Source organism: Flavobacterium hydrophilum (assembly GCF_003202405.1).
Taxonomy (GTDB): Bacteria; Bacteroidota; Bacteroidia; order Flavobacteriales; family Flavobacteriaceae; genus Flavobacterium; species Flavobacterium hydrophilum.
This window is the reverse complement of sequence record NZ_QJHL01000001.1, coordinates 79074-98923: the sequence shown is the minus strand read 5'-3', so window position 1 is coordinate 98923 and position 19850 is coordinate 79074. Positions and strand designations below refer to the sequence as shown.

The window sequence follows — 19850 nt, the reverse complement described above, 5'->3', positions numbered from 1 at the left end:
ATTTTATTTCTTTTTTTGACTTAGTAATTCTTTGCTTTTCAGAACAATAAAATACTCATAGATCGATTGTAAAGTGGCGTAAGTCAAACCGGCACTTCCATCTAAAAAGGCTCTTCTTACTATTACCATGTAAAACCATTTTATTAAGGGGCGTCCCGGTAATTTGTAAAATAAACCTTTTTGATGGTATCTTTTTTCTGTAAAATCTTTACCAAACAAAGCTTTTCTAAAAGAAAAAGTGACACCACTATCCAAATCCTTCACTCTTGTTAAAGCTTCCATATCGGCATAACTTAAATGACGCTGTATCCAAAATTTAAATCCTTTACTAAAAGGGTAATGATCTAAAAAACCATCTATTTTATCAATTGGACCATCAGGAATAGAAACCGGATTTACTAATCTTTCATAGCGCATTTTATCCGGGCGAAACAGTCTTAAATAAAACGGGGACATTTGGGCATGTTTTAGCCATTTCCCATTCCATGCAAAATCCCTTCTTCTAAGTTCATAGGCAACAAACTCAGTATCAACATTAGGTCTGAGTGCCTTTATTGCATTTAATAAAGATACAGAAACTCTTTCATCTGCATCAATATAAAGTACCCACGGATATTTAAATTTTATATTAGCCAAACCCCAGTTTTGATGTGCTGACCAATTATCAAAAACCCGTTGTGTAATAGTTGCCCCAGCATTTTCAGCGATTGCTACAGTTCGATCATCACTAAAAGAATCAAATACATGAATGTCATCACTCCATGTTACCGATGCCAAACAACCTGGCAAATCTTGTTCTTCGTTTTTAGTGAGTATTAATATTGAAATCATATATTGTATAAATTAAAAAAATAATTTTTAATAAACTAATTTAACATTTTCAATAATATGTTTTTCGTCAAACATCGAACATAAAACAACACTATTTGGAAAATCTTCAAAAATTTTATTAAATTTTTCTTTTGGACTCTTATTTTTATCACCTCCATTTAATGGTGAAAAAATTATATTTGACATTAATCCTCTGCTTTTAACTACATCGTCATATTCAAAAGTTCCTGATGAATTATTAAATTGTAAAACATCGAATTTGTTTAAATAAGTCTCATGTAAAGATTGCTGTGATTGCATATAAGCTAAACCCCATCCTCTAATTTTACCTTCTTTCTTGAAAACTTCAGCTAATTCAGCCAATTCATCAAAATAGGTTAAAGTATCAATTGGCTCATGAATAAATAGGTAATCTAGATAATCCGTATTTAGCTCCCGAAGACTTTTTTCTACACTTTTAAGCATTTCAGTTTTACGAAGCACTAAACGATTATGAAAATGATCAGCAATTTTAGGAATGTGATTATTTTTAGTTTCTTTATTGTGTTCTTTTTTTAAATTTTCACGAGCATATCTAACCAAAGGTTTAACAGGCTTAAGTAAATTAGCTTTCCAATTGGCATAAATACCAAACTTACTTGCCAGAACAACTTTATCACGTTTATTTTTGACAATTTTACCAACAAATCTTTCAGCATCCCCATATCCATATGAGCGAGCTAAATCAAAATGATTTATACCATTATCTAATGCACATTCTATTGCATATTTGGCTTTTTTCGAATCTACAGAACCCATTATTGGAGCACATCCAAAACCTAGAGCAGAAGACTCAATGCCTTTTATCAATTCAACTTTTCTCATATTTTTTTGTTAAATGATTTGCCAAACGAACTGCAAAAGCTCCTAAAAAAAATGTTGGATTTGCCTGACTTGATGTTGGAAAAACAGAACTGCTACAGATAAAAACGTTTTGTGTACCCCACAGTTTCAAATCTCTATCTACAACACCTTCCTCACTATTATTGGCAATTCTTGTAGTTCCCGACTGATGAATGCCATCACATGACATTTCCTTTATTCTCTCTTGTAATTCTTTTTGTTCATACCAATATTCTAATTTCCCGGCTCCAGTTTCTTTGAGCCAATCATCTAATATTTGATGAGTTTTTATTATGGAATCAACATCTATATCCGTTAATTTATAATATATTTTTAGAGTTTCCCCATCAGCTTCTAATTCCATTCTATTTTCCTCAAATGGAATTTGTTCAGTATGAAAATGAAGCGCATACTGATTTTTAGGACTATAAAGAAAAACTCCCGGAAGTTTACGTTTCATTAAGTAACGCTTAACAAAAATAGATCCTGGAATTATTAAGGAACCCGGCAAATCTTTTATTATATTCCAAATATGCTTTTTGACTCCTGTGACTTTCCCTTTTGTTATTGAATGTGCAATAGCAGGGGGAGCAAGTTTTTTTCCTATAACTGGCAGCAACATCATTAAATACATGACAGACATTGCACCACTGCGATGTTTTGGATCAAAATATAAAGGATTATCAAGCCATATTGCAGTATTTAAAAGGTCTTTTTCCAAAAGTAAATCCTTTGTAAACTGAAATCGCCTACGAGTATAAATACTATCCTTATCTTTTAAAAAACCATAATCTGTCTTTTTTGGGTCTCCAATAAAATGAACCGAAGCAATTTTACCTGATAAATGTCCTTGATAATATTTACCTAATGCCTGAGGAACCTTTTTAAGTAAATTAAATAATTGTTTATTACGAAGTAAAACCCTTGTTGTTTCTTGAGTTCCTGCCGCTAAAACAAAAGATTTTGCTTTTATTGTGAAATTTTCTAAACTTGCGACACATCTAATTTTTAAAGAATTAATGTTTCCATTATCATCAGGAGTCTGAAAATCTCTTGCTTCATAACCTTCAATTACTTTAAGGTTTTTTAAGACTTGTATATCATTAGCAAAGCGTTGTCCAAATCGGGTTGGCATACTATAACGTTCCAAAACTGAATCCGTAACTATGCCTTTTTTAAATTTTTCTGAAATAGAGGTAGCCTTATAATCTATTGAATTACTTAAATCAAACATTGGTTCACCACACTCAAAATATTCCGCTGCATTAGAAAGAAAATGTTTTACCTCATTAAACAAAGCTAAATCCCAAGTACATTGTCCTTTTAAAACCGGACGTTGCATAAAATCTATCTCATCAAACATAACGCAACGGCCGCCCCAGGTCGCAGAAGAACCACCAAGACCTTTGTTGGTACATTCATAAGGATTATGATGATTAATGGGATTTGTGTTTATTATGGTTTCGTCCAAATTATTTTTTTTAAACATTTGATCTTTTGTACCATATTCTATCAATAAAACTTTTCTCTCAGGATTTAATTTAGCGTATTCTATTGCTACAATTAGACCAGCTGGACCACTGCCTACAATACATAAATCATAAAGAGTTTCAGTTATATTTTTAATTTCCATTTATTATTTTTTTTCAACAAGAAAATTATCACGCTTTTTTATCAATTTACAGGGATTACCAGCGTACACAGACCAAGGCTCTAGATTTTTGGAAGTAATAGAGAACGCCCCCAAAACACTTCCTTCATGACATATAACCCCTGGCAAAACAACAGCTTTAGCACAAATCCAAACATAAGGTTCAACAATGATTTCTTTTTTCAAGTAAGTGAACATAATGGTGTTATAATCGTGTGTCGCACCACATAAATAAGATTCCTGAGACAAGATGGAATGATGCCCCAGAAAAACTTTTTCGGGATTATAAATTTCTACTCCCGGACCAATTGTAACTACTTCTTCTGTTTCTAAAAGCCAGGGGGCCCAAATTTTACAAGTAGGATATATAAAATTATTTTTTCCCAGTTTAGCGCCAAATATCTTTAAGACAAAACTCCTCCAACTATGAAAAGGAGCAGGTGTATATCTACATAAAACGAACCATGATATCTGCCATATTAATCTTTTAATTTTATTCCATTTGGAAAAAATTGGTCTTTTATAAGCGTCTTTATCATTTTTATTATGACTTATCATAATTTATTTTTTTACTAATAATTATATCAATATTTTCATATAGAAAATAATTTAAAATTAAAGTGTTAATTAAATATTGTTTAAAGTTTCAATAAATTTGTTTGCACAAGTTTCAATGTCAAATTTATTTTGATAGGTTTTAAAAGCATTCAGTCCTTTATCTGTTAATTCATCTTCAGATTGGTTAATTATTTTTAAAAGAGTGTTTTTTAGTTCATTTTTTTCTTCTAAATTAACAATCCAACCTCCACCTCCTTCATAAATTTCACTCCAAATATTTACATTCTTAGTTATTAAAACGGGCTTTTTACAAGCCATAGCTTCAACTATAGCAATACCAAAATTTTCCTGATGACTCGGTAATAAATAAGCTTCACAATTATAAAATGCCCCCCACTTTGCATTCCCCGTCAGCATTCCTGAAAAATGTATTTTTGGGTTATTTGAAGCTAATAAGATCATTTGCTGAGCGTAATCTGAAGTTGTCGGGCCTGCTATAACTAAATCAGGCAAATCTTTGTTTTTCTGAAACAATTCATTGTAAGCATTTATTAATAAATCAACACCTTTTTTTTCATGTATACGACTCAAAAAAAGAAGATATTTTTTATTCTTAATTTCCGGGTATATTTTATAAAAATCCTCTTTCAGACTTTCTTTGTTTTCAGGAGGTATTTGAACACCGTATCCTACATTAAATACTTTTTTAGGGCTATAACTTTTAAAAGTGGTAGCTGCTAATCGCATTTCTTCCTCACAAGTATAAAAAACTACATTAGCCTGACTGATACATTTTTTTTCTATTAATGACCAAACCAATTCATTTCTCAAAGCCTTCCATTTTCTGTCTGTTGCTTTTTGAAAATAAGGATCTAACATGCCATGAGGCATAATAATTACTTTTGGAATTTTTAGATTTTGCTTCTTCAGTAATTTTATTGTTTTGTATACTGCATAATTATGATACTGCCAAAGACCATGAACAATTACAAAATCATAATTTAAAATATTGTTTTTTAACCATTTTAATAACTCTGGCTGATATTGATAAGAAGTTTTTCCACTACCCACTTTATAAATAGTAAAATCATCAGTTACTGGATAATTACTTCTCTTATCATCCATACACACAACTTCAGTTGTTATTCCGGCTTTTTGAAAATAAGGTATGGCATTACGAATTCCCTGGCAAGGTCCACCATTACTTGGATGCATTGATGAAATGACACGAAGAATTTTCATTGTATTTATTGTTTATTTTAATGAACTAAACGTAACGGTTTCCAAAAATTAATTTGTTCAACTTGTCCGGAATAATATTTATGAAATGCAAAAAAGCAAAATAAGACACAGCATTTATAAAACCAAAATATTTGTTTCTATAATAAAATATAATTTTAGGATTTGCTCCTAAAGGCGAATATAATTTTTTGAATCTTTTGGAAATCGTAGTATTATTTTGCCTTACCCTGCAAATATCATTTTTTTCACCACTTGCAATAGCAACTCTTGTAGTAAAAACACCAATACCTTTGTTTTGTGCACGTAATCCATAATCAACATCACCTAAATCATGATGATAATGAATATCTAAATTGCCTAAAATCTTATAAACTTCCTTAGGAACCATTACTACATTACCATTCATATTTCTAATAGAATTTAATTCCCCTGTTGGTTTTATTAGTTTTTTATTAGAATCATATCCTCCATATAAAATATCTTTTTTATCTGAAGTTTCAATTATTCCTGATATGATAGCTTTGCTTTCTGTCAGTTTAGCACAGGAAAAAAGTTCATCAAAACAATTTTCATATATAATAACATCATCATTAAGCCATAAATAATAATCATAATCATTTTTAGCTGCATAATCCCAAGCTAAATGCATGCCTTTATTCCAAAATAAATTCCCTGAACCTTTAATCAAATTTACTTGTGGAAAATCTTTTACTATTGATTCACTAGTCCCATCTGTTGAACCATCATCCACTAAATATACATCTAAATCACTTTTTAATTTAAAAAGATGATTTAAACAATTTATTGTTTTTTGTTTTCTATTGAAACAGGTTAATAAAACAGCTATATTATACATTGAATCCATTTATTCATGATCAAATTTTGAAGTATCTTCTAAATTCTCAAATATTCTTTTTTTATTTTCACCTATTAGTTTTGCAGGGAAACCACCAACTACTGAGTTTTGAGGAAAATTATAGTAGTTTTTATTACATAAACTATTAGAAGCTACTATAAAAAAATCAGGTGTTTTAGTTCCTTTCATAACAGTTATTCTATTACCAAACCAGTTATAAGATCCTATTTCAACAGAACCAACCTTATCATCTATTGAATTATCTAAAACATTTCTAATATAATGGAAATTAGTATCAAAGATTTGACATTCCCAACTAAAATCAATTTCATCCTTAAGCAAAATATTATTTTCGCAAAATACCTTACTTAAAGCTCCAATACGCACACTCTTGCCTGTAGAGAAAACGCCTTTTTTTTCAACTCGTATTAAACAGCCATGACCAATTTCCAGAGAACCATTTATTTTAAAAATGCCTTTTAAATCTATAATAGTTGTAGTACGTGAAAACATTTCTGAACCTCTACCACCAATTTTAATCATTCCTCTAGTTATTTTATCACTATTTAAAAAAACTTTACCTGATAAATTTTCAAATCTTATTTTATAATAAAAATCAAAAGGAAGCTTAATAGCCTGTGAAAAAGGGAGCATTTTAAAATTAAAATAGATGATGGCTAAAAAATTATGCGCAAAAATTTTATTTATACTATCCATATATAAACAATCTAACTACCAATAGGTAGCACCATCAATAGCGGAAGCTTTATCTGGTGTGTTAATTTTTAATGGTTTTGTCCAATACTCATTATATAAATTGCAATACGGCTCTACAAATAGTTCAGGTATTCCATATTCGCGTCCATAACTAGGAGTATCCCATCGTTTACCTTTGATGCCAAATAGTAACTGAACCCCTCCACCCATATGAAAAGCTTTTTTACCTATCCTTTTTATATGAGCTGCTAATGGTAAACCATAAGCTCCACAACCTAAAATACAAATATCAAAATCAATTTCTGAAATTTGGTCCTGCATCAATTTTAATGCTTCAAACCAATCTCTATAGGGGACTTCAATACCAGCAGCAGACTGTATCGCTTTGTAGGTTATTAATTCAAATTCAGGAAGTAGATCAGGATTTTCAAAAAGTTTATTCTTTAATTTATATTGTTCCTGTATCGTTTCTTCGAAAGGATGAACAACCAATACTTTTTTTCCTTTTAAAGCTCTTGTCCATGGTTTTTCTACAAAAAAAGGATATAGACATTCTAAATGAACATATTTTACATCAGAACGCAATGGCATGAATTTTTCATAATATTGAAATGATCCTAATAAATCTATTTGAGGTGTATCTGAGAGATAGAGTTTAGAAAATTCTTCTGCAGTTTCTTTTGTGGGAGGAAAAATACCTGAAAACACATCCATAAACTTAAAATGTTTTTCATCCCACCATGGTAAATGTGTTTTATCTGAAATATAATTCCATATCTTTTTATAATATTTTTCGTTACTAGTGATGCATAAGTAGTTATTTACCGCAATTAACTCTGTTGTGCCAAATCTTGCAATCATACAAGGTTTATTATCGTTTAATAAATCATAAATTTGATCATTTGCTGATTGCCTATTTATGTCACAATATGGGTTTTCAAATTTTTTAATTAAAAAAAACCTATATGCTTTTTTAAGAACTCTAACACTTATATCTTTTATATTCATTCAATTTTGTTTAAATAGATTTTAATTAAATTTTAAAGTTTTTTTAAAGAACACTTTTATTTCCAAATCATCTAACTGTCGAATTTTTTTACTCATGCAAATTCCAATCGCAAAAAAAATAAATATTGAACTTACTGAAAAATATGTTGCATCTTCTATAAATGAAAAAAGGCCTTTAAATGCTACCCAAATTCCCAACATTACACAAAACCAATTTCGTGATCTATAAATCCCTAAAAAAGATGCCTTAACAAAAAGTAAAAAATAAACCAATCCACCAATCATTCCTCCCCATTGAATATAATTAAGCATTCCTGATTCTGTTCTTCTACGCCCCTCTTTATATATTTTATCAAAATCGGCATATGATACTTCCGTTAGTGATGTTTTTGTTTTTCCTGATGCTCCAAGTCCAAAAACAAAAGCTTCTTGCTTCTTTAATTCAGAAAAAACATCTGAATAAATGGATGTTCTGGAATCTATTAAAAGATCTTGTTTATTACCGTTACTAGTTTCAATACTATAAGTTTGCATCATGTCTCCAATTAAAAAAACATTAAATACTCCTGACAAACCTAGTATTAAAAAAACAATTGGAGATGATAGCAAGAAAATTCTCGCGCCCTTTATTAAGCTTAATACCCACATTCTTTTTTTCCAAAAAAAGCTAAGTGTTATAACGGATGCTATACAAATATTAATAAGATTTGAGCGATTTGAAAAATCACTAAAAAATGATATTAACGTCAAAAAAATAATAAAAATACGATTCATTTTATTAACAAAAGGTATCAAAAATATCATTAAGTATATTGGCGATATAGATTTAGTAAAATCAATTGACAAAGGGGGTTCAAAGAAAAAAATAAAGATTGATAAAACAACCCCATAGGTCATAAATGATTTAATAAGACTATTAATTGATGTATTATATGCTGCCAAATAAATAGAAAAATGAATTACTAAAAATAAAGGGATTGTTGCTGAAAACATAACTATCCAATCTTGATCAGATTTTGCATCATATATTCCTCTCATTAATACTAAAAGATTATAAAATAGAAAAAACTTTACATACAGTACGCTATCAAAGTTTATATTTATTTTTTCATTTATTACCTGCAGTTTTGCTACTATAATCAGCATTCCTATTAAAAGAATATATGAACATAACATAGTAATTAATACAATTTTACCTGGATAAATACTAACATACAATGCAGGAATTGTTGATAAGATAACGGTATATTTTCCTAATTTGGAAAAGTTCATTTAATTTAATTTTAAAATTTGCTCTAAATTTTTATTATAGCGCTCTCCATATGCTTTCCAGTTCAAATAGCTACTTACACCTGTAGAATATGATCTAAATCCCGTTTGATTTTGTGCTAAGGATAATGCCTCTTTTATACCTTTGTCTAAATCTTGAAATGTAAAATTTTCCATCTCAATAATCCATTTTTTATCTTTTAATATATTTCTTAAATCTCTTCCCCCAGTATCTTTTGTACAAACTATTGGCAAACCGCAAACTAAAGCTTGTGACTGAACCATAGCCAGTCCTTCCTCTCTTGAAACCAGAACAAATATCTTAGCTTTTTTATAGTAATCTATTAATTTTTTTTGGTCAACACTATCAACATGTGTCATATTATTACGATCAGGAAATGACAAGTCAACAATAGGTCCAACATGCAGAAAAGTCAATTCAGTCTCTTTAAAATACTCTATCAATAAGTCACATCCTTTTCGATAACTCCAACCTCCTACCATAATAATATCGTAATTTTTTTCAGACGATAATTCTGTAGGGGCAAACATTGACAAATCTACACCATATGGATTTTGAATTAGTTTATGTTCAGAAATACCTCGTTCAATAAAGCTTTGTTTAACATGGTCAGATGCTATAGCTATATAATCAGCAAGTTTATAGCCTGTCAAAGAACGATTTATAAAATACTTATCCTGTTGCACTACGTTAGGAATAAGCGATAAAATTCTTTGTTGTTCTTCAATATGCTTGCTTCCCCATTCTAATATGGTAACAGCATTATATTTTTTTTTAGCACTTACAAATGATTTTTTATAAACAGTACCTAAAGCAATATATACATCACATGGCTTCATAAAAAAGGACAAATAACTATCTAATGCCCAATTAATTAATTTTAACGAAAACGAAGGTTTTTTTGATAATTTTATTAATCCTAAAAAAGGTAACATTATAAAAAACAATGAAAAACTTGATTCCTTTTTTAAGCCATATTTAATAGCCCTTTTTGTAGGTACATATGAATAAAAACGGACGTCATGTCCTAATGTCTCTAATTCTTTAGCTAAATCTAATAAATGAAATCGATGTGATGCTCCTATGTTTATTCTCATCAAATTTTTATTTTTTTCTTTTATTCCAAGTTTTAATATAAATCTTTAAATCTCCTCCTAAAAGAGATGGTACAATTAAATTGGAATGAACTTGCCCTCTTGTTTTTAAATGTAATGCTGGACTACCGCTAATAACACTCATTCCCTCTACATCTTTAGTCACTAAAGCACCTGCTGCACAAACTGCACCATAGCCTATTTTTCTACAGCTTGGCAGAACAAATGCACGTGTTGCTACCCAAACATAGTCTTCAATTATTATTCCATACGACTTAAATTCCCAGTCAGGGGAGTCAATCAGATGACTGCAAGTTAGAATTTCAACTCCAGAACCTATTATTACATTACTACCAATAGTAACTTTTGCTCTTAAATCTATTAAATCTGTCTGTATAGAACTATTCTCACCAATTATAAGATTCTTATTTGCCTTTTTTGCTAATGAAAGCGGCAAAACCACGTTCTCTCCTATAATTGCTCCTTTTTTCCTTGCAACATATCTGGAATACGAATAATAAAAATATCTTTTCAACCTTGCTCCTATCCCTAAATAATAACGAAACAAAGATCTATTTTGAATATCTAATTCATATTTTGTTCTACTCATAAATGTTTTCCATATTTTTTAGCTGATATAATCTAAAATAAGAATATCCTCCATGCATTACTACCAAAACTGCTGATGTAACGATATTAAATATTAAAATTCCTTTTAAACTTGTAATGTCAAAAATAAAAGCACCAAAAACTATTGATAACAAATTAATACTTATATTTAAAACAGGGCTTATTACCCAACCTCTACCCCTACAAAGTGTATAGATTACAGTTGATATTATGTTGAGACAAAAAATAATTACTGTTAAAACTAATTCAGAATCTAAATTTTCATAATTGTTACCTAAAAGCCAAATAATTTGAGCTGAAAAAAACCATGTAAAAAATACAATAACGAAGCTGACACTAAATAAAAGCAATTGAATTTTTATCATTTTTTCTTGCAATTCTTTTTTTACTTCATTCAATCTTGAATATCGAGGTACTATTATAGTATTAAAGACAATAGTAAACAATGATAAAACGGCTCCAATTCTAAATAAAGCCCCTACCTGTGCTATAGAACTAGTTGCGCCAATAATTGACAAAATCCAGACAGTTATATTAGTTGAAAAAATATTATATACCTCTACAGGCAAAATACGCCTGACCATATGCAAAATATTCTTTTTGATTTGAGCATCCTCTTTTTGGTTTAAAGTAGCAAACTTATTAGAAATTTTTTTTAGCTTAAAATTTGCTATTATTCGAGGTATGCCAGTAGCAATTATTGCAATTGGTGTAAATGCAATAAAAAAAACAGAAGGAATTGTCAACAATAATCTTCCTATGTTAGCCATTACCAGGTTTTTTTGTAAAGGCTTTATATCCTGATGTAATTTAGGAGCAACCTCGAGTAAAGAATCTGAAAGATTGGCATAAAAAACAGGAATTAATGAGAGTAATATTAAAATAGAGTAATACCAACTAGCATTATTATGCATCAATAAATAAATCATCACCGAACCTGCGATTAAAATACTTCCAATAGCAAATTTTTTTCTTAGGTTCATTCCCGTAGAAATAACCGCGCCTAATTTTTCTTTATCCTGCCAAACTTTTCCGCCTTCTGCAATTACTCCAGAAACAATACCTCCATCTGCTAATATATTCATAGCTCCTAACATAGTATTAGCAAGTGTATAAATAGCATATTCAGCAATCGAAAAATTTCTAATTATAAAAATACCACAACCAAAACCAATAATCTGAATTAAAACCTGAGCCCCACCAGTAATACTTATCAACTTTCCCCAATGCATCCAATTATTATACTTTGGATGCCTTTTCAGTCGAGTTAACTTATTTTTCATAGAACGTAATTCATAATATCATATTTATTATCTTTTTTCATTAAGATGATTTCGAAGGTATTTCATTGCTGGTCTTTCAATGCAAAAAGTAATAAAAATAGCGAGTAAAATAACTATAAAAAAAGTTATGCTTATATAAAAAAATTGATTGTCATTAACTTTTTTCAACCAATATATTATTCCATAACCGATATTCTCATGTATCAGATACAAAGAATAAGAAATTGTTCCAAAAAAAACTAAAATTTTATGAGTCAAAAATCTTAGATAGTTATATATAAACAAATAAAAAATAATATAAAGAGAAATCACAATCACGTATTCTATTATAGAAGAATCAACTTGATAAAATATAATTAGTTCAGAAAATAAACTAAACAATATCAATAAATGATGAAATTTATTTTCCGGTCTGTGTTTAATTAAATAAAAGAAAATACCTGCTATAAAGAAAGGAGCAAATTTTAATATTAAAATTGCCGTTATATATCGTTCAAATGGTATATCAAAAACAGTAAATACAATTGACAAAAGTATCCATGATATACAGATGATAATGATTTGCTTTTGTTTCCCAAGAAAAAAAACAAAAGCCATGATAAAATAAAAAGCTAATTCTATTGCCAATGTCCAAAATGCGCCATCAACATCTTTAACTTTAAACCAATGTTGAAACATTGTCAGGTTAACCAAAATCTGTTTTAACGAAAAAATTCCTCTTTGAAAAGGTGCTCCTAATAATGTTGTAATAGTTACAGATAAAAAAATTGCTGCCCAATAAGCCGGATATAATCTTGAAAATCTGGATATTACAAAATCTTTTACTTTTGCAGTATTTTCTAATGTCATGAAAATTACAAATCCGCTTATAATAAAAAATAAATAGACTCCAAAATTGCCATATCTAAAATAAAATTTATCTTCGGATAAGATATGTAATCCATTGTCATATCCAAATGTAAAATGAAAGAGTACAACTGCTATGGCAGCCAATCCTCTTAGACAATCAAGCTCTTGATATCTTGCTCTTTTACTCATAAAATATTTTGAATTATTTTTGTATTTCTTTTTTCATAATATTCCTTCGTAATTCTATTATGTTTGATTAAACTTAGAAAAAAAATATTATGGGTAAACAAATTAATCAACTTTAGTATTCTTTAGATTTTTTTAATTAACTGTCACTTATTTTTTATTCTTACTCCATAAAGTAAAAAATTAAAAATTGGGAACAATTCAATTACTTTACTAATTAAAATACAAAAATAAATCATTATTAAACTGAGAGGAACTGCGATCAATGCTAAAAAGAAAAAACTTATATCAAAAGGAAGTAACATAGACTTGGATAAAATGCTAAGAAACAAAAAATGAGTTACATATATCACTAGCGATTTTCTTCCTAAGAAACAAATAGAATTGTCTAACCAGTTAGACAAACTAATCTTTTTTGCAATATGATAAAAAATAATTATTGCAAAAACAGATATAAAAAACTTTAAAATTTTATTCTGTGAAGAGTCTATTAGATATATTAAATCATTATAATGTCCAACACTAACAATAAAAAAAAGCAGTGATAATGAAACAACTACCTTATTTGTAATTATTGTTTTTAGAAAATCATATTTTGATAAAAAAACACCAATCATTAAAAAAATAAAATAAAATAAATGATGAAAAATAGCTTCTAACTGAATTAAATAACAAAATAAAAGAAAAAAAGCTATATCAATGATGATTATTACTAAATCAAAAATCAACAACCTTTTCTTATTAAAACGTTCAGATGCAATATGAAAAATGGAATAAACAATTAGAAAAAAGAACAACATTCTTAAAAACCATAACCCCGGATTTGTAATTTCTTCTAAAATAATACTATAAAAAGTCTCAAAACTAAAATCAATTTTTGATGTAAAACAATATTGCTTAATTAATGGCCAAGTTAACATTGGAATTAATAAGCTAACACTTTTACTTTTAATAAATTGGAAATAATTTTTTAAAGATTCAATTTTAATAGTTTTAAATGCAATATAACCACTTAAGAAAAAAAACAATGGCATATGAAAAGAATAAATGAATAAGAACAATTCATTGCTATGTGCAGCCTTATCATCAATTAAAACAGGAATAATATGTCCTAACACTACTAAAAAAATAGTAAATCCTTTTAACCTATCAATGTAAATATATCGTTCTTTCAATCTTTATTTTTAATCTTATTTATATTGCATACAAAATATTATAAAAAAATAGGCTTTTAATACAATTTCAAATCACTTTCTATCATCTCTTTTACCAAAGCGGCTAAATCATATTGAGGTTTCCAACCCAGTTTAGTTTTTGATTTTGTAGGGTCACCAATTAAAAGATCTACTTCAGTAGGACGGTAATATTCAGGATCAACACGTACCACGACTTTGCCTATTTCTAATTGGTACAATGGGTTGCTACATGATGCTACTTTAGCCACTTCACTTTCATTTTCTCCTTCAAAAGTCAGCGTTACTCCTATTTCGCCAAAAGCCATAATCACGAAATCCCTAATATAAGTTGTAACTCCCGTTGCTATTACATAATCTTCCGGTACATCTTGCTGTAAAATTCTCCACATTGCTTCCACATAGTCTTTGGCATGTCCCCAATCTCTTTGTGAATTTAGGTTCCCCAAATACAGACATTCTTGTTTCCCTTTTGCGATAGCTGCTGTAGCCATCGTAATTTTTCTGGTTACAAAGGTTTCACCTCTTCGTGGAGATTCATGATTGAACAAAATACCGTTACAAGCAAACATATTATAAGCCTCACGGTAGTTTTTTGTGATCCAAAAACCATAAATTTTAGCTGCACCATAAGGAGAACGTGGGTAAAACGGAGAGTTTTCGTCATAAAACCCTCTTTCATTTTTATTTTCCACCATACCACCATAAAGCTCAGAAGTAGAAGCCTGATAAATTCTGGTTTTTTCACATAAACCTAAAATTCGTACAGCTTCTAATATTCTTAAAGTACCTATTCCGTCCACATTAGCCACATATTCTGGAGAATCGAAAGATACTTTAACGTGAGACATAGCACCCAAGTTATAAATTTCATCCGGCTGCACTTCCTGAATTATTCTTATGATATTGGTTGAATCTGTCAGATCACCATAGTGCAACTTAAAATCTACATGTGATTCATGCTGATCCTGGTAAATATGATCAATTCGTTGTGTGTTAAAAGAAGATGCACGTCTTTTTACTCCGTGTACCTGATATCCTTTTTCTAATAATAATTCAGCCAAATAGGATCCGTCCTGACCTGTGATTCCCGTTATAAGTGCTATTTTCTGTGAACTCATATAATTTTATATTTCTTTATTTTATTATTTAATTTCCCAAGATTGAAGTTACAACATTTTCAACTTAAAAACTACATCTTTACCTGCTTAAAAGCATCTTTATTTTCCAGAAACCAATCGTATGTTTTTTGGATTCCTTCCTGAAGTTCGATTTTGTGCTTCCAACCTAAATCATGCATTTTGGTAACATCCATCAGTTTTCTTGGAGTTCCGTCAGGTTTCGTTGAATCCCAGATTATTTCTCCTTTATGACCGGTAATCTGTTGTATCGTTTCTGCCAAATGCTTTATGGTTAAATCTTCACCAGTTCCTACATTATACAAATAATCCGGGAGTTTGTTTTCCAGAGCAAAAACAACAGCCTGTGCCATATCATCAACAAACAAAAACTCACGCATCGGAGTTCCACTTCCCCATAAAGTCACAGGGGCATTATTATTTTCTTTGGCTTCATGAAACTTACGAATCATTGCCGGCAATACGTGGGAGGTATTTAAATCAAAATTATCATGTGTTCCATATAAATTTGTTGGCATTAAGCTCACATAATCCTTACCAAATTGATTTCTGATTGCCTGACACGTTTTTACACCCGTAATTTTGGCAATTGCATACCATTCATTTGTTGGTTCTAAAGTATCAGTTAAAAGATAATCTTCTTTTAGTGGCTGCGGAGCCAATTTTGGATAAATACACGAGCTTCCCAAAAAAATAAATTTTTCTATATTGTTTTGCAAAGCCGAATCAATCAGGTTATTCTGGATTTGCATATTCTCCATAATAAACTGATAAGGATAATCGTTATTTGCCAGTATTCCACCAACTCGTGCAGCTGCATCAATAATAACTTCCGGTTTTTCCTTGGCTATAAAATCACGAACCGCCTGTTGATTTCGAAGATCCAGTTCTTTACTGGAAACTCCTATCAGATTGGTAAATCCTTTATCAGCAAGTGTTCTCCAAATGGCGCTCCCCACCATTCCTTTATGACCTGCAATGTATATTTTTGTATTAATTTTCATATCTCTTTAAATTACCTTTAACGCTTCTTTTTCTGCCACTACTTTTCTTAACCCACTGCTTGAAAAACGATGATCTCTGGCATTGAAATACAGTTCAATTCCTTTAGATTCGCAATATTCACGACCTGTAAAGTTTTTTTCCCGGTATTCATCTCCAATAATACGCACATCAATTTTAAAAGAACGTAAAATATCTTCCAGATCCTGTTCTGTGGCATATGGTACAATTTCATCTACGAATTTACATCCTTTTAACTGAATATAACGTTCTACTACGGTTTGTGTAGGCCTGTTTTTTTCCGGACGATCAAGCGTAGGATCCGTTTGTAATGCGCAAATTAAATAGTCACATTGACGCTTGGCTTCTTCTAACATAGTGATGTGCCCCGCATGAAGCAGATCGAAAGCACTGAAAGTAATTCCTATTTTCATTATAATTTTATAGTATGAAAATGTTTTTTCTTAATATGCGGAATCAGCATGGAAACGGTTTTGTCCCAAGGCCACCATAAAGCCAAAGGTAAGACCTATATTACTCCCGGTTACCTCTTTTCCGATTAAATTCCCATCATAATAAATTTTTTGTGATAAGGTAGATTTATAAGTCAGGTCTGCAAAAAAGGATACTTTTTCGTTTATAAAAATATAGGGTCTGGCACCTACCATTAAAACACCAATTTTATCACGATTAAAATATTGGCTGGACATTACTCCGGCTCCGGCTCCGGCATGAACCAATAATCCAAATTGTCCACCTGTAGCTCTTGACAAATCAATAGCGTTACCTAAATTATAGCAAAGTTCTAAACTTCCGACTAATTGATCACTCTTTTGAATTCCTTTATTAAACTGATCAAAACTTAAGGCACCCATAACACCTACATTTTCACTAAACATATAACGGAATCCTCCCTGGCCATGTACTAGAGATAATGGTCTGTTTTCACCAGAAGGGGAAAGTTGAGTTAAGGGAACAGCCAGTCCTACTCCTGCTTCCATAAAAAGCTTATCGTATCTAAATCTATATTGTGCTTGTGAAACCGTAGTAATTAATAATAAAGCAAAAAACATTTTTTTCATAAAATAGGTATTTTTTTTGGGGGTTTATATTATTTAAAAATTAAAAAAATTATGTTAAAACTATTATAATCAGTTAAGAATTTTATAATACTATTTTTCCTTATAAACCATATAAAGAACAGGTCTAAACACAGCTTCGCATTCCAAAGTCCCATTTCAGGATTAGAGAAAAATAAAATTTGCACAAATGTATTGACATTTTTTATAAATTATACTTAAAAACTACGTACTAATAAGAATAATTGTTAAGTAAAAATACACTAATCTCATTATCAAACATATACCGTAACGAATAAATTATTGTATGTTTAATATTTTAACAAAAAAGTGTTTTAAATTTAATTTAACAATATAAAAAAAAAATAATCATTTTTTTTAGTGTTAAATTTCTGACCTGAACGAGTTTTTATATTCAACTAATTTGCATTTGATTTGTGTTCTATTTTTTTCTAATGTCATAAATTTGAAACAATCTTAAAACATAACATTTAAAATTTTAGTTTATTGCATTTAGTTATGAACAAATATTTCTTTTTCTTCCTTTTTTACATTCCTACAAGTTACAGCCAAATTTCTGGCTGTACGGATTCATTTTCAAAAAATTATAATCCGAATGCTACGGTAAACGATGGCAACTGTTTGTATAAAACAATCAATATAAAGCCGGAATATTCAAAGCTTTTGAATGACTCTATTAAAGAGACATCAGGACTTATTTATTTTGATCATTTATTATGGACACACAACGACGATCATGATAAAACAATTTACGGATTAGACTCTTTAGGCAAAATAATAAAAAAAATAATTTTAAAAAACATTATAAATCATGACTGGGAGGAAATTTCACAAGACAGTTCTCATATATATATTGGGGATTTTGGAAATAATTATGCCGGAAACAGAACTGACCTGAAGATTCAGAAAATTCAAAAAGAAACATTTTTAAAAGGAGATCCAATCATTGAAACAATTTCTTTCGCTTACTCTGACCAAACAGATCTTTCTCCAAAAAAAGCAAATACAACCGATTTTGACTGTGAAGCTTTTATCGTTGCAAAAGACAGTATTTATCTGTTTACCAAAAAATGGAAATCATCAAAAACCAGCATTTACAGCTTGCCCAATATTCCGGGAAATCATATCGCACAACTCAAAGGGACACTGGACACAGCAGGTTTAATAACAGGTGCAACTTATATAGAATCAAAAAAATTAATTGCTCTTTGTGGCTATTCAACAAAAGGAAGACCTTTCCTGTATCTTTTATATGATTTTAAAAATCACGATTTCCTATCAGGAAACAAACGAAGAATTAATCTTAAACTTTCTTTTCATCAAATTGAAGGTATTGCAACAAACGATGGCTTACATTATTACTTAACAAATGAAGCTTTAATTCGAAAACCTTTTTTAAATATCCGGCAGCAAATCCATTATTTGGATTTGAGCATAATATTGAATCCCTATCTCCATAAACAATTTCCATGACGCAGACACAATGTCATTAAGTTAACAATTTTTCAGCCGTCACTTAACTTAATGAAATTGGGCGCTCGTTTATTTAAAACAAGACAACGTTACGAAGTGAGCAAATCAATGAGTCGACATAAAACAAAAAAAAGCTGCAAGAATATTTTGTAGCTTTTTTAAGAGTCATTTTTATAATAAAAGTATATTCTATTTTTTTAGTAATTTTTCCAAATACTCAACTTTATCTTTCTCAGCTTGAACTAAGCGTTCATACAACTCAACTACTTTGTCAAGTGGGTTGAATGTACATTGATGGTTATGACCAAATGCACCTTGACTATTACTAAAATCAGTATCATTAAAGGTGTTGAAATAATTAATCATTGCTTCTTCGGAGAAATTTTTAATAGCCTCAACACTTACTCCAAGAGCTTTTGCAACTTCTGACAATTTTTCTTCTTCAATTGTCTCACTTGCTTCAATATTTGAAACAGACTGTTGACTAACTCCAATTGCATTAGCAAGGGCTTCTTGTTTCATACCTTTTAGCTCTCTGATGCGGCTTATATTTCTTCCAATATGTTTGGGTTTTGTGGCTGTGTTCATAGTTCAAAGATATTTAAAATTCTTTAAAAAAATTCTGTTTTGATAAAATACAAATCTTCATTTGTGCGATACAATTCCCATTATTTGGGTACGGTACAATCTATAGCTTACTTGCTGGTGTAGGAATCAAAAATACAATTTTTCGGATAAATACTAACTAAAAAAGTAAAATTATGAAAACCCAATTGGTACTCGTCTGTAGTGTAAAAAATCTCCAGACTTAAAAAAAACAGCTGTATAGTAAGTTTAGGATTAAAAATTATATTTGTATAGCTAT

The 19850-nt window shown here is 29.8% G+C and carries 20 protein-coding genes; 1 reads left to right on the top strand and 19 read right to left on the bottom strand.

Annotated elements, in window-relative coordinates:
• Window positions 1-3: 3 nt before the first annotated feature.
• The 18 genes from DMB68_RS00505 to DMB68_RS00415 form a co-directional block, all read right to left on the bottom strand.
• Complete coding sequence (locus DMB68_RS00505; RefSeq protein WP_110344741.1) at window positions 4-831, bottom strand: glycosyltransferase family 2 protein; 828 nt, start codon at window positions 829-831, stop codon at window positions 4-6.
• Between the two features lie 27 nt (window positions 832-858).
• The gene (locus DMB68_RS00500; protein ID WP_110344740.1) at window positions 859-1695 is read right to left on the bottom strand and encodes an aldo/keto reductase; all 837 of its coding nucleotides are present in this window, start codon (window positions 1693-1695) and stop codon (window positions 859-861) included.
• Entirely contained in the window at window positions 1682-3346 is a 1665-nt protein-coding gene (locus tag DMB68_RS00495) for a GMC oxidoreductase (protein WP_110344739.1), read from the bottom strand. Before DMB68_RS00495 ends, DMB68_RS00500 begins: the two co-directional genes overlap by 14 nt.
• Before the next feature lie 3 nt (window positions 3347-3349).
• Window positions 3350-3922: an LbetaH domain-containing protein gene (locus tag DMB68_RS00490; RefSeq protein WP_110344738.1), complete on the bottom strand. Its 573-nt coding sequence runs from the start codon at window positions 3920-3922 to the stop codon at window positions 3350-3352.
• Between the two features lie 69 nt (window positions 3923-3991).
• Window positions 3992-5164, bottom strand: coding sequence for a glycosyltransferase (locus DMB68_RS00485; protein ID WP_231131554.1), 1173 nt, complete (start codon window positions 5162-5164; stop codon window positions 3992-3994).
• A gap of 25 nt (window positions 5165-5189) precedes the next feature.
• A complete protein-coding gene (locus tag DMB68_RS00480) occupies window positions 5190-6020 on the bottom strand; it encodes a glycosyltransferase family 2 protein (RefSeq protein WP_110346301.1) in 831 nt (276 codons plus the stop codon).
• Window positions 6021-6029: 9 nt separating this feature from the next.
• A complete protein-coding gene (locus DMB68_RS00475) occupies window positions 6030-6737 on the bottom strand; it encodes an acyltransferase (RefSeq protein ID WP_110344737.1) in 708 nt (235 codons plus the stop codon).
• A gap of 15 nt (window positions 6738-6752) precedes the next feature.
• Window positions 6753-7745: a hypothetical protein gene (locus tag DMB68_RS00470; protein WP_110344736.1), complete on the bottom strand. Its 993-nt coding sequence runs from the start codon at window positions 7743-7745 to the stop codon at window positions 6753-6755.
• A gap of 21 nt (window positions 7746-7766) precedes the next feature.
• Complete coding sequence (locus tag DMB68_RS23225) at window positions 7767-9017, bottom strand: hypothetical protein (protein ID WP_124019378.1); 1251 nt, start codon at window positions 9015-9017, stop codon at window positions 7767-7769.
• Window positions 9018-10133 (bottom strand): glycosyltransferase family 4 protein, encoded by a 1116-nt coding sequence (locus DMB68_RS00455; RefSeq protein WP_110344733.1) that lies wholly within the window; start codon window positions 10131-10133, stop codon window positions 9018-9020.
• Between the two features lie 7 nt (window positions 10134-10140).
• Window positions 10141-10740, bottom strand: a complete 600-nt coding sequence (locus DMB68_RS00450) for an acyltransferase (RefSeq protein ID WP_110344732.1) — start codon at window positions 10738-10740, stop codon at window positions 10141-10143.
• Complete coding sequence (locus tag DMB68_RS00445; protein WP_110344731.1) at window positions 10733-12043, bottom strand: MATE family efflux transporter; 1311 nt, start codon at window positions 12041-12043, stop codon at window positions 10733-10735. The genes DMB68_RS00450 and DMB68_RS00445 overlap by 8 nt, the downstream gene beginning before the upstream one ends.
• Window positions 12044-12070: 27 nt before the next feature.
• Entirely contained in the window at window positions 12071-13081 is a 1011-nt protein-coding gene (locus DMB68_RS00440) for an acyltransferase family protein (RefSeq protein WP_110344730.1), read from the bottom strand.
• 143 nt (window positions 13082-13224) lie between these two features.
• On the bottom strand, window positions 13225-14253 hold the full coding sequence (locus DMB68_RS00435) for an acyltransferase family protein (RefSeq protein WP_110344729.1): 1029 nt from the start codon (window positions 14251-14253) through the stop codon (window positions 13225-13227).
• A 56-nt stretch (window positions 14254-14309) separates the two neighbouring features.
• On the bottom strand, window positions 14310-15392 hold the full coding sequence (gene gmd, locus DMB68_RS00430; protein WP_110344728.1) for a GDP-mannose 4,6-dehydratase: 1083 nt from the start codon (window positions 15390-15392) through the stop codon (window positions 14310-14312).
• A 71-nt stretch (window positions 15393-15463) separates the two neighbouring features.
• Window positions 15464-16414 (bottom strand): GDP-L-fucose synthase family protein, encoded by a 951-nt coding sequence (locus DMB68_RS00425; RefSeq protein WP_110344727.1) that lies wholly within the window; start codon window positions 16412-16414, stop codon window positions 15464-15466.
• Window positions 16415-16420: 6 nt separating this feature from the next.
• Window positions 16421-16846, bottom strand: coding sequence for an adenylyltransferase/cytidyltransferase family protein (locus DMB68_RS00420; protein WP_110344726.1), 426 nt, complete (start codon window positions 16844-16846; stop codon window positions 16421-16423).
• A gap of 30 nt (window positions 16847-16876) precedes the next feature.
• The gene (locus DMB68_RS00415) at window positions 16877-17494 is read right to left on the bottom strand and encodes a hypothetical protein (protein ID WP_110344725.1); all 618 of its coding nucleotides are present in this window, start codon (window positions 17492-17494) and stop codon (window positions 16877-16879) included.
• A 516-nt stretch (window positions 17495-18010) separates the two neighbouring features.
• Here DMB68_RS00415 and DMB68_RS00410 point away from each other — a divergent pair.
• Entirely contained in the window at window positions 18011-18985 is a 975-nt protein-coding gene (locus DMB68_RS00410; protein WP_110344724.1) for a T9SS C-terminal target domain-containing protein, read from the top strand.
• A 189-nt stretch (window positions 18986-19174) separates the two neighbouring features.
• On the opposite strand, the gene DMB68_RS00405 is transcribed toward DMB68_RS00410, so the two are convergent.
• Window positions 19175-19573, bottom strand: a complete 399-nt coding sequence (locus DMB68_RS00405) for a helix-turn-helix domain-containing protein (protein WP_110344723.1) — start codon at window positions 19571-19573, stop codon at window positions 19175-19177.
• Window positions 19574-19850: the final 277 nt, after the last annotated feature.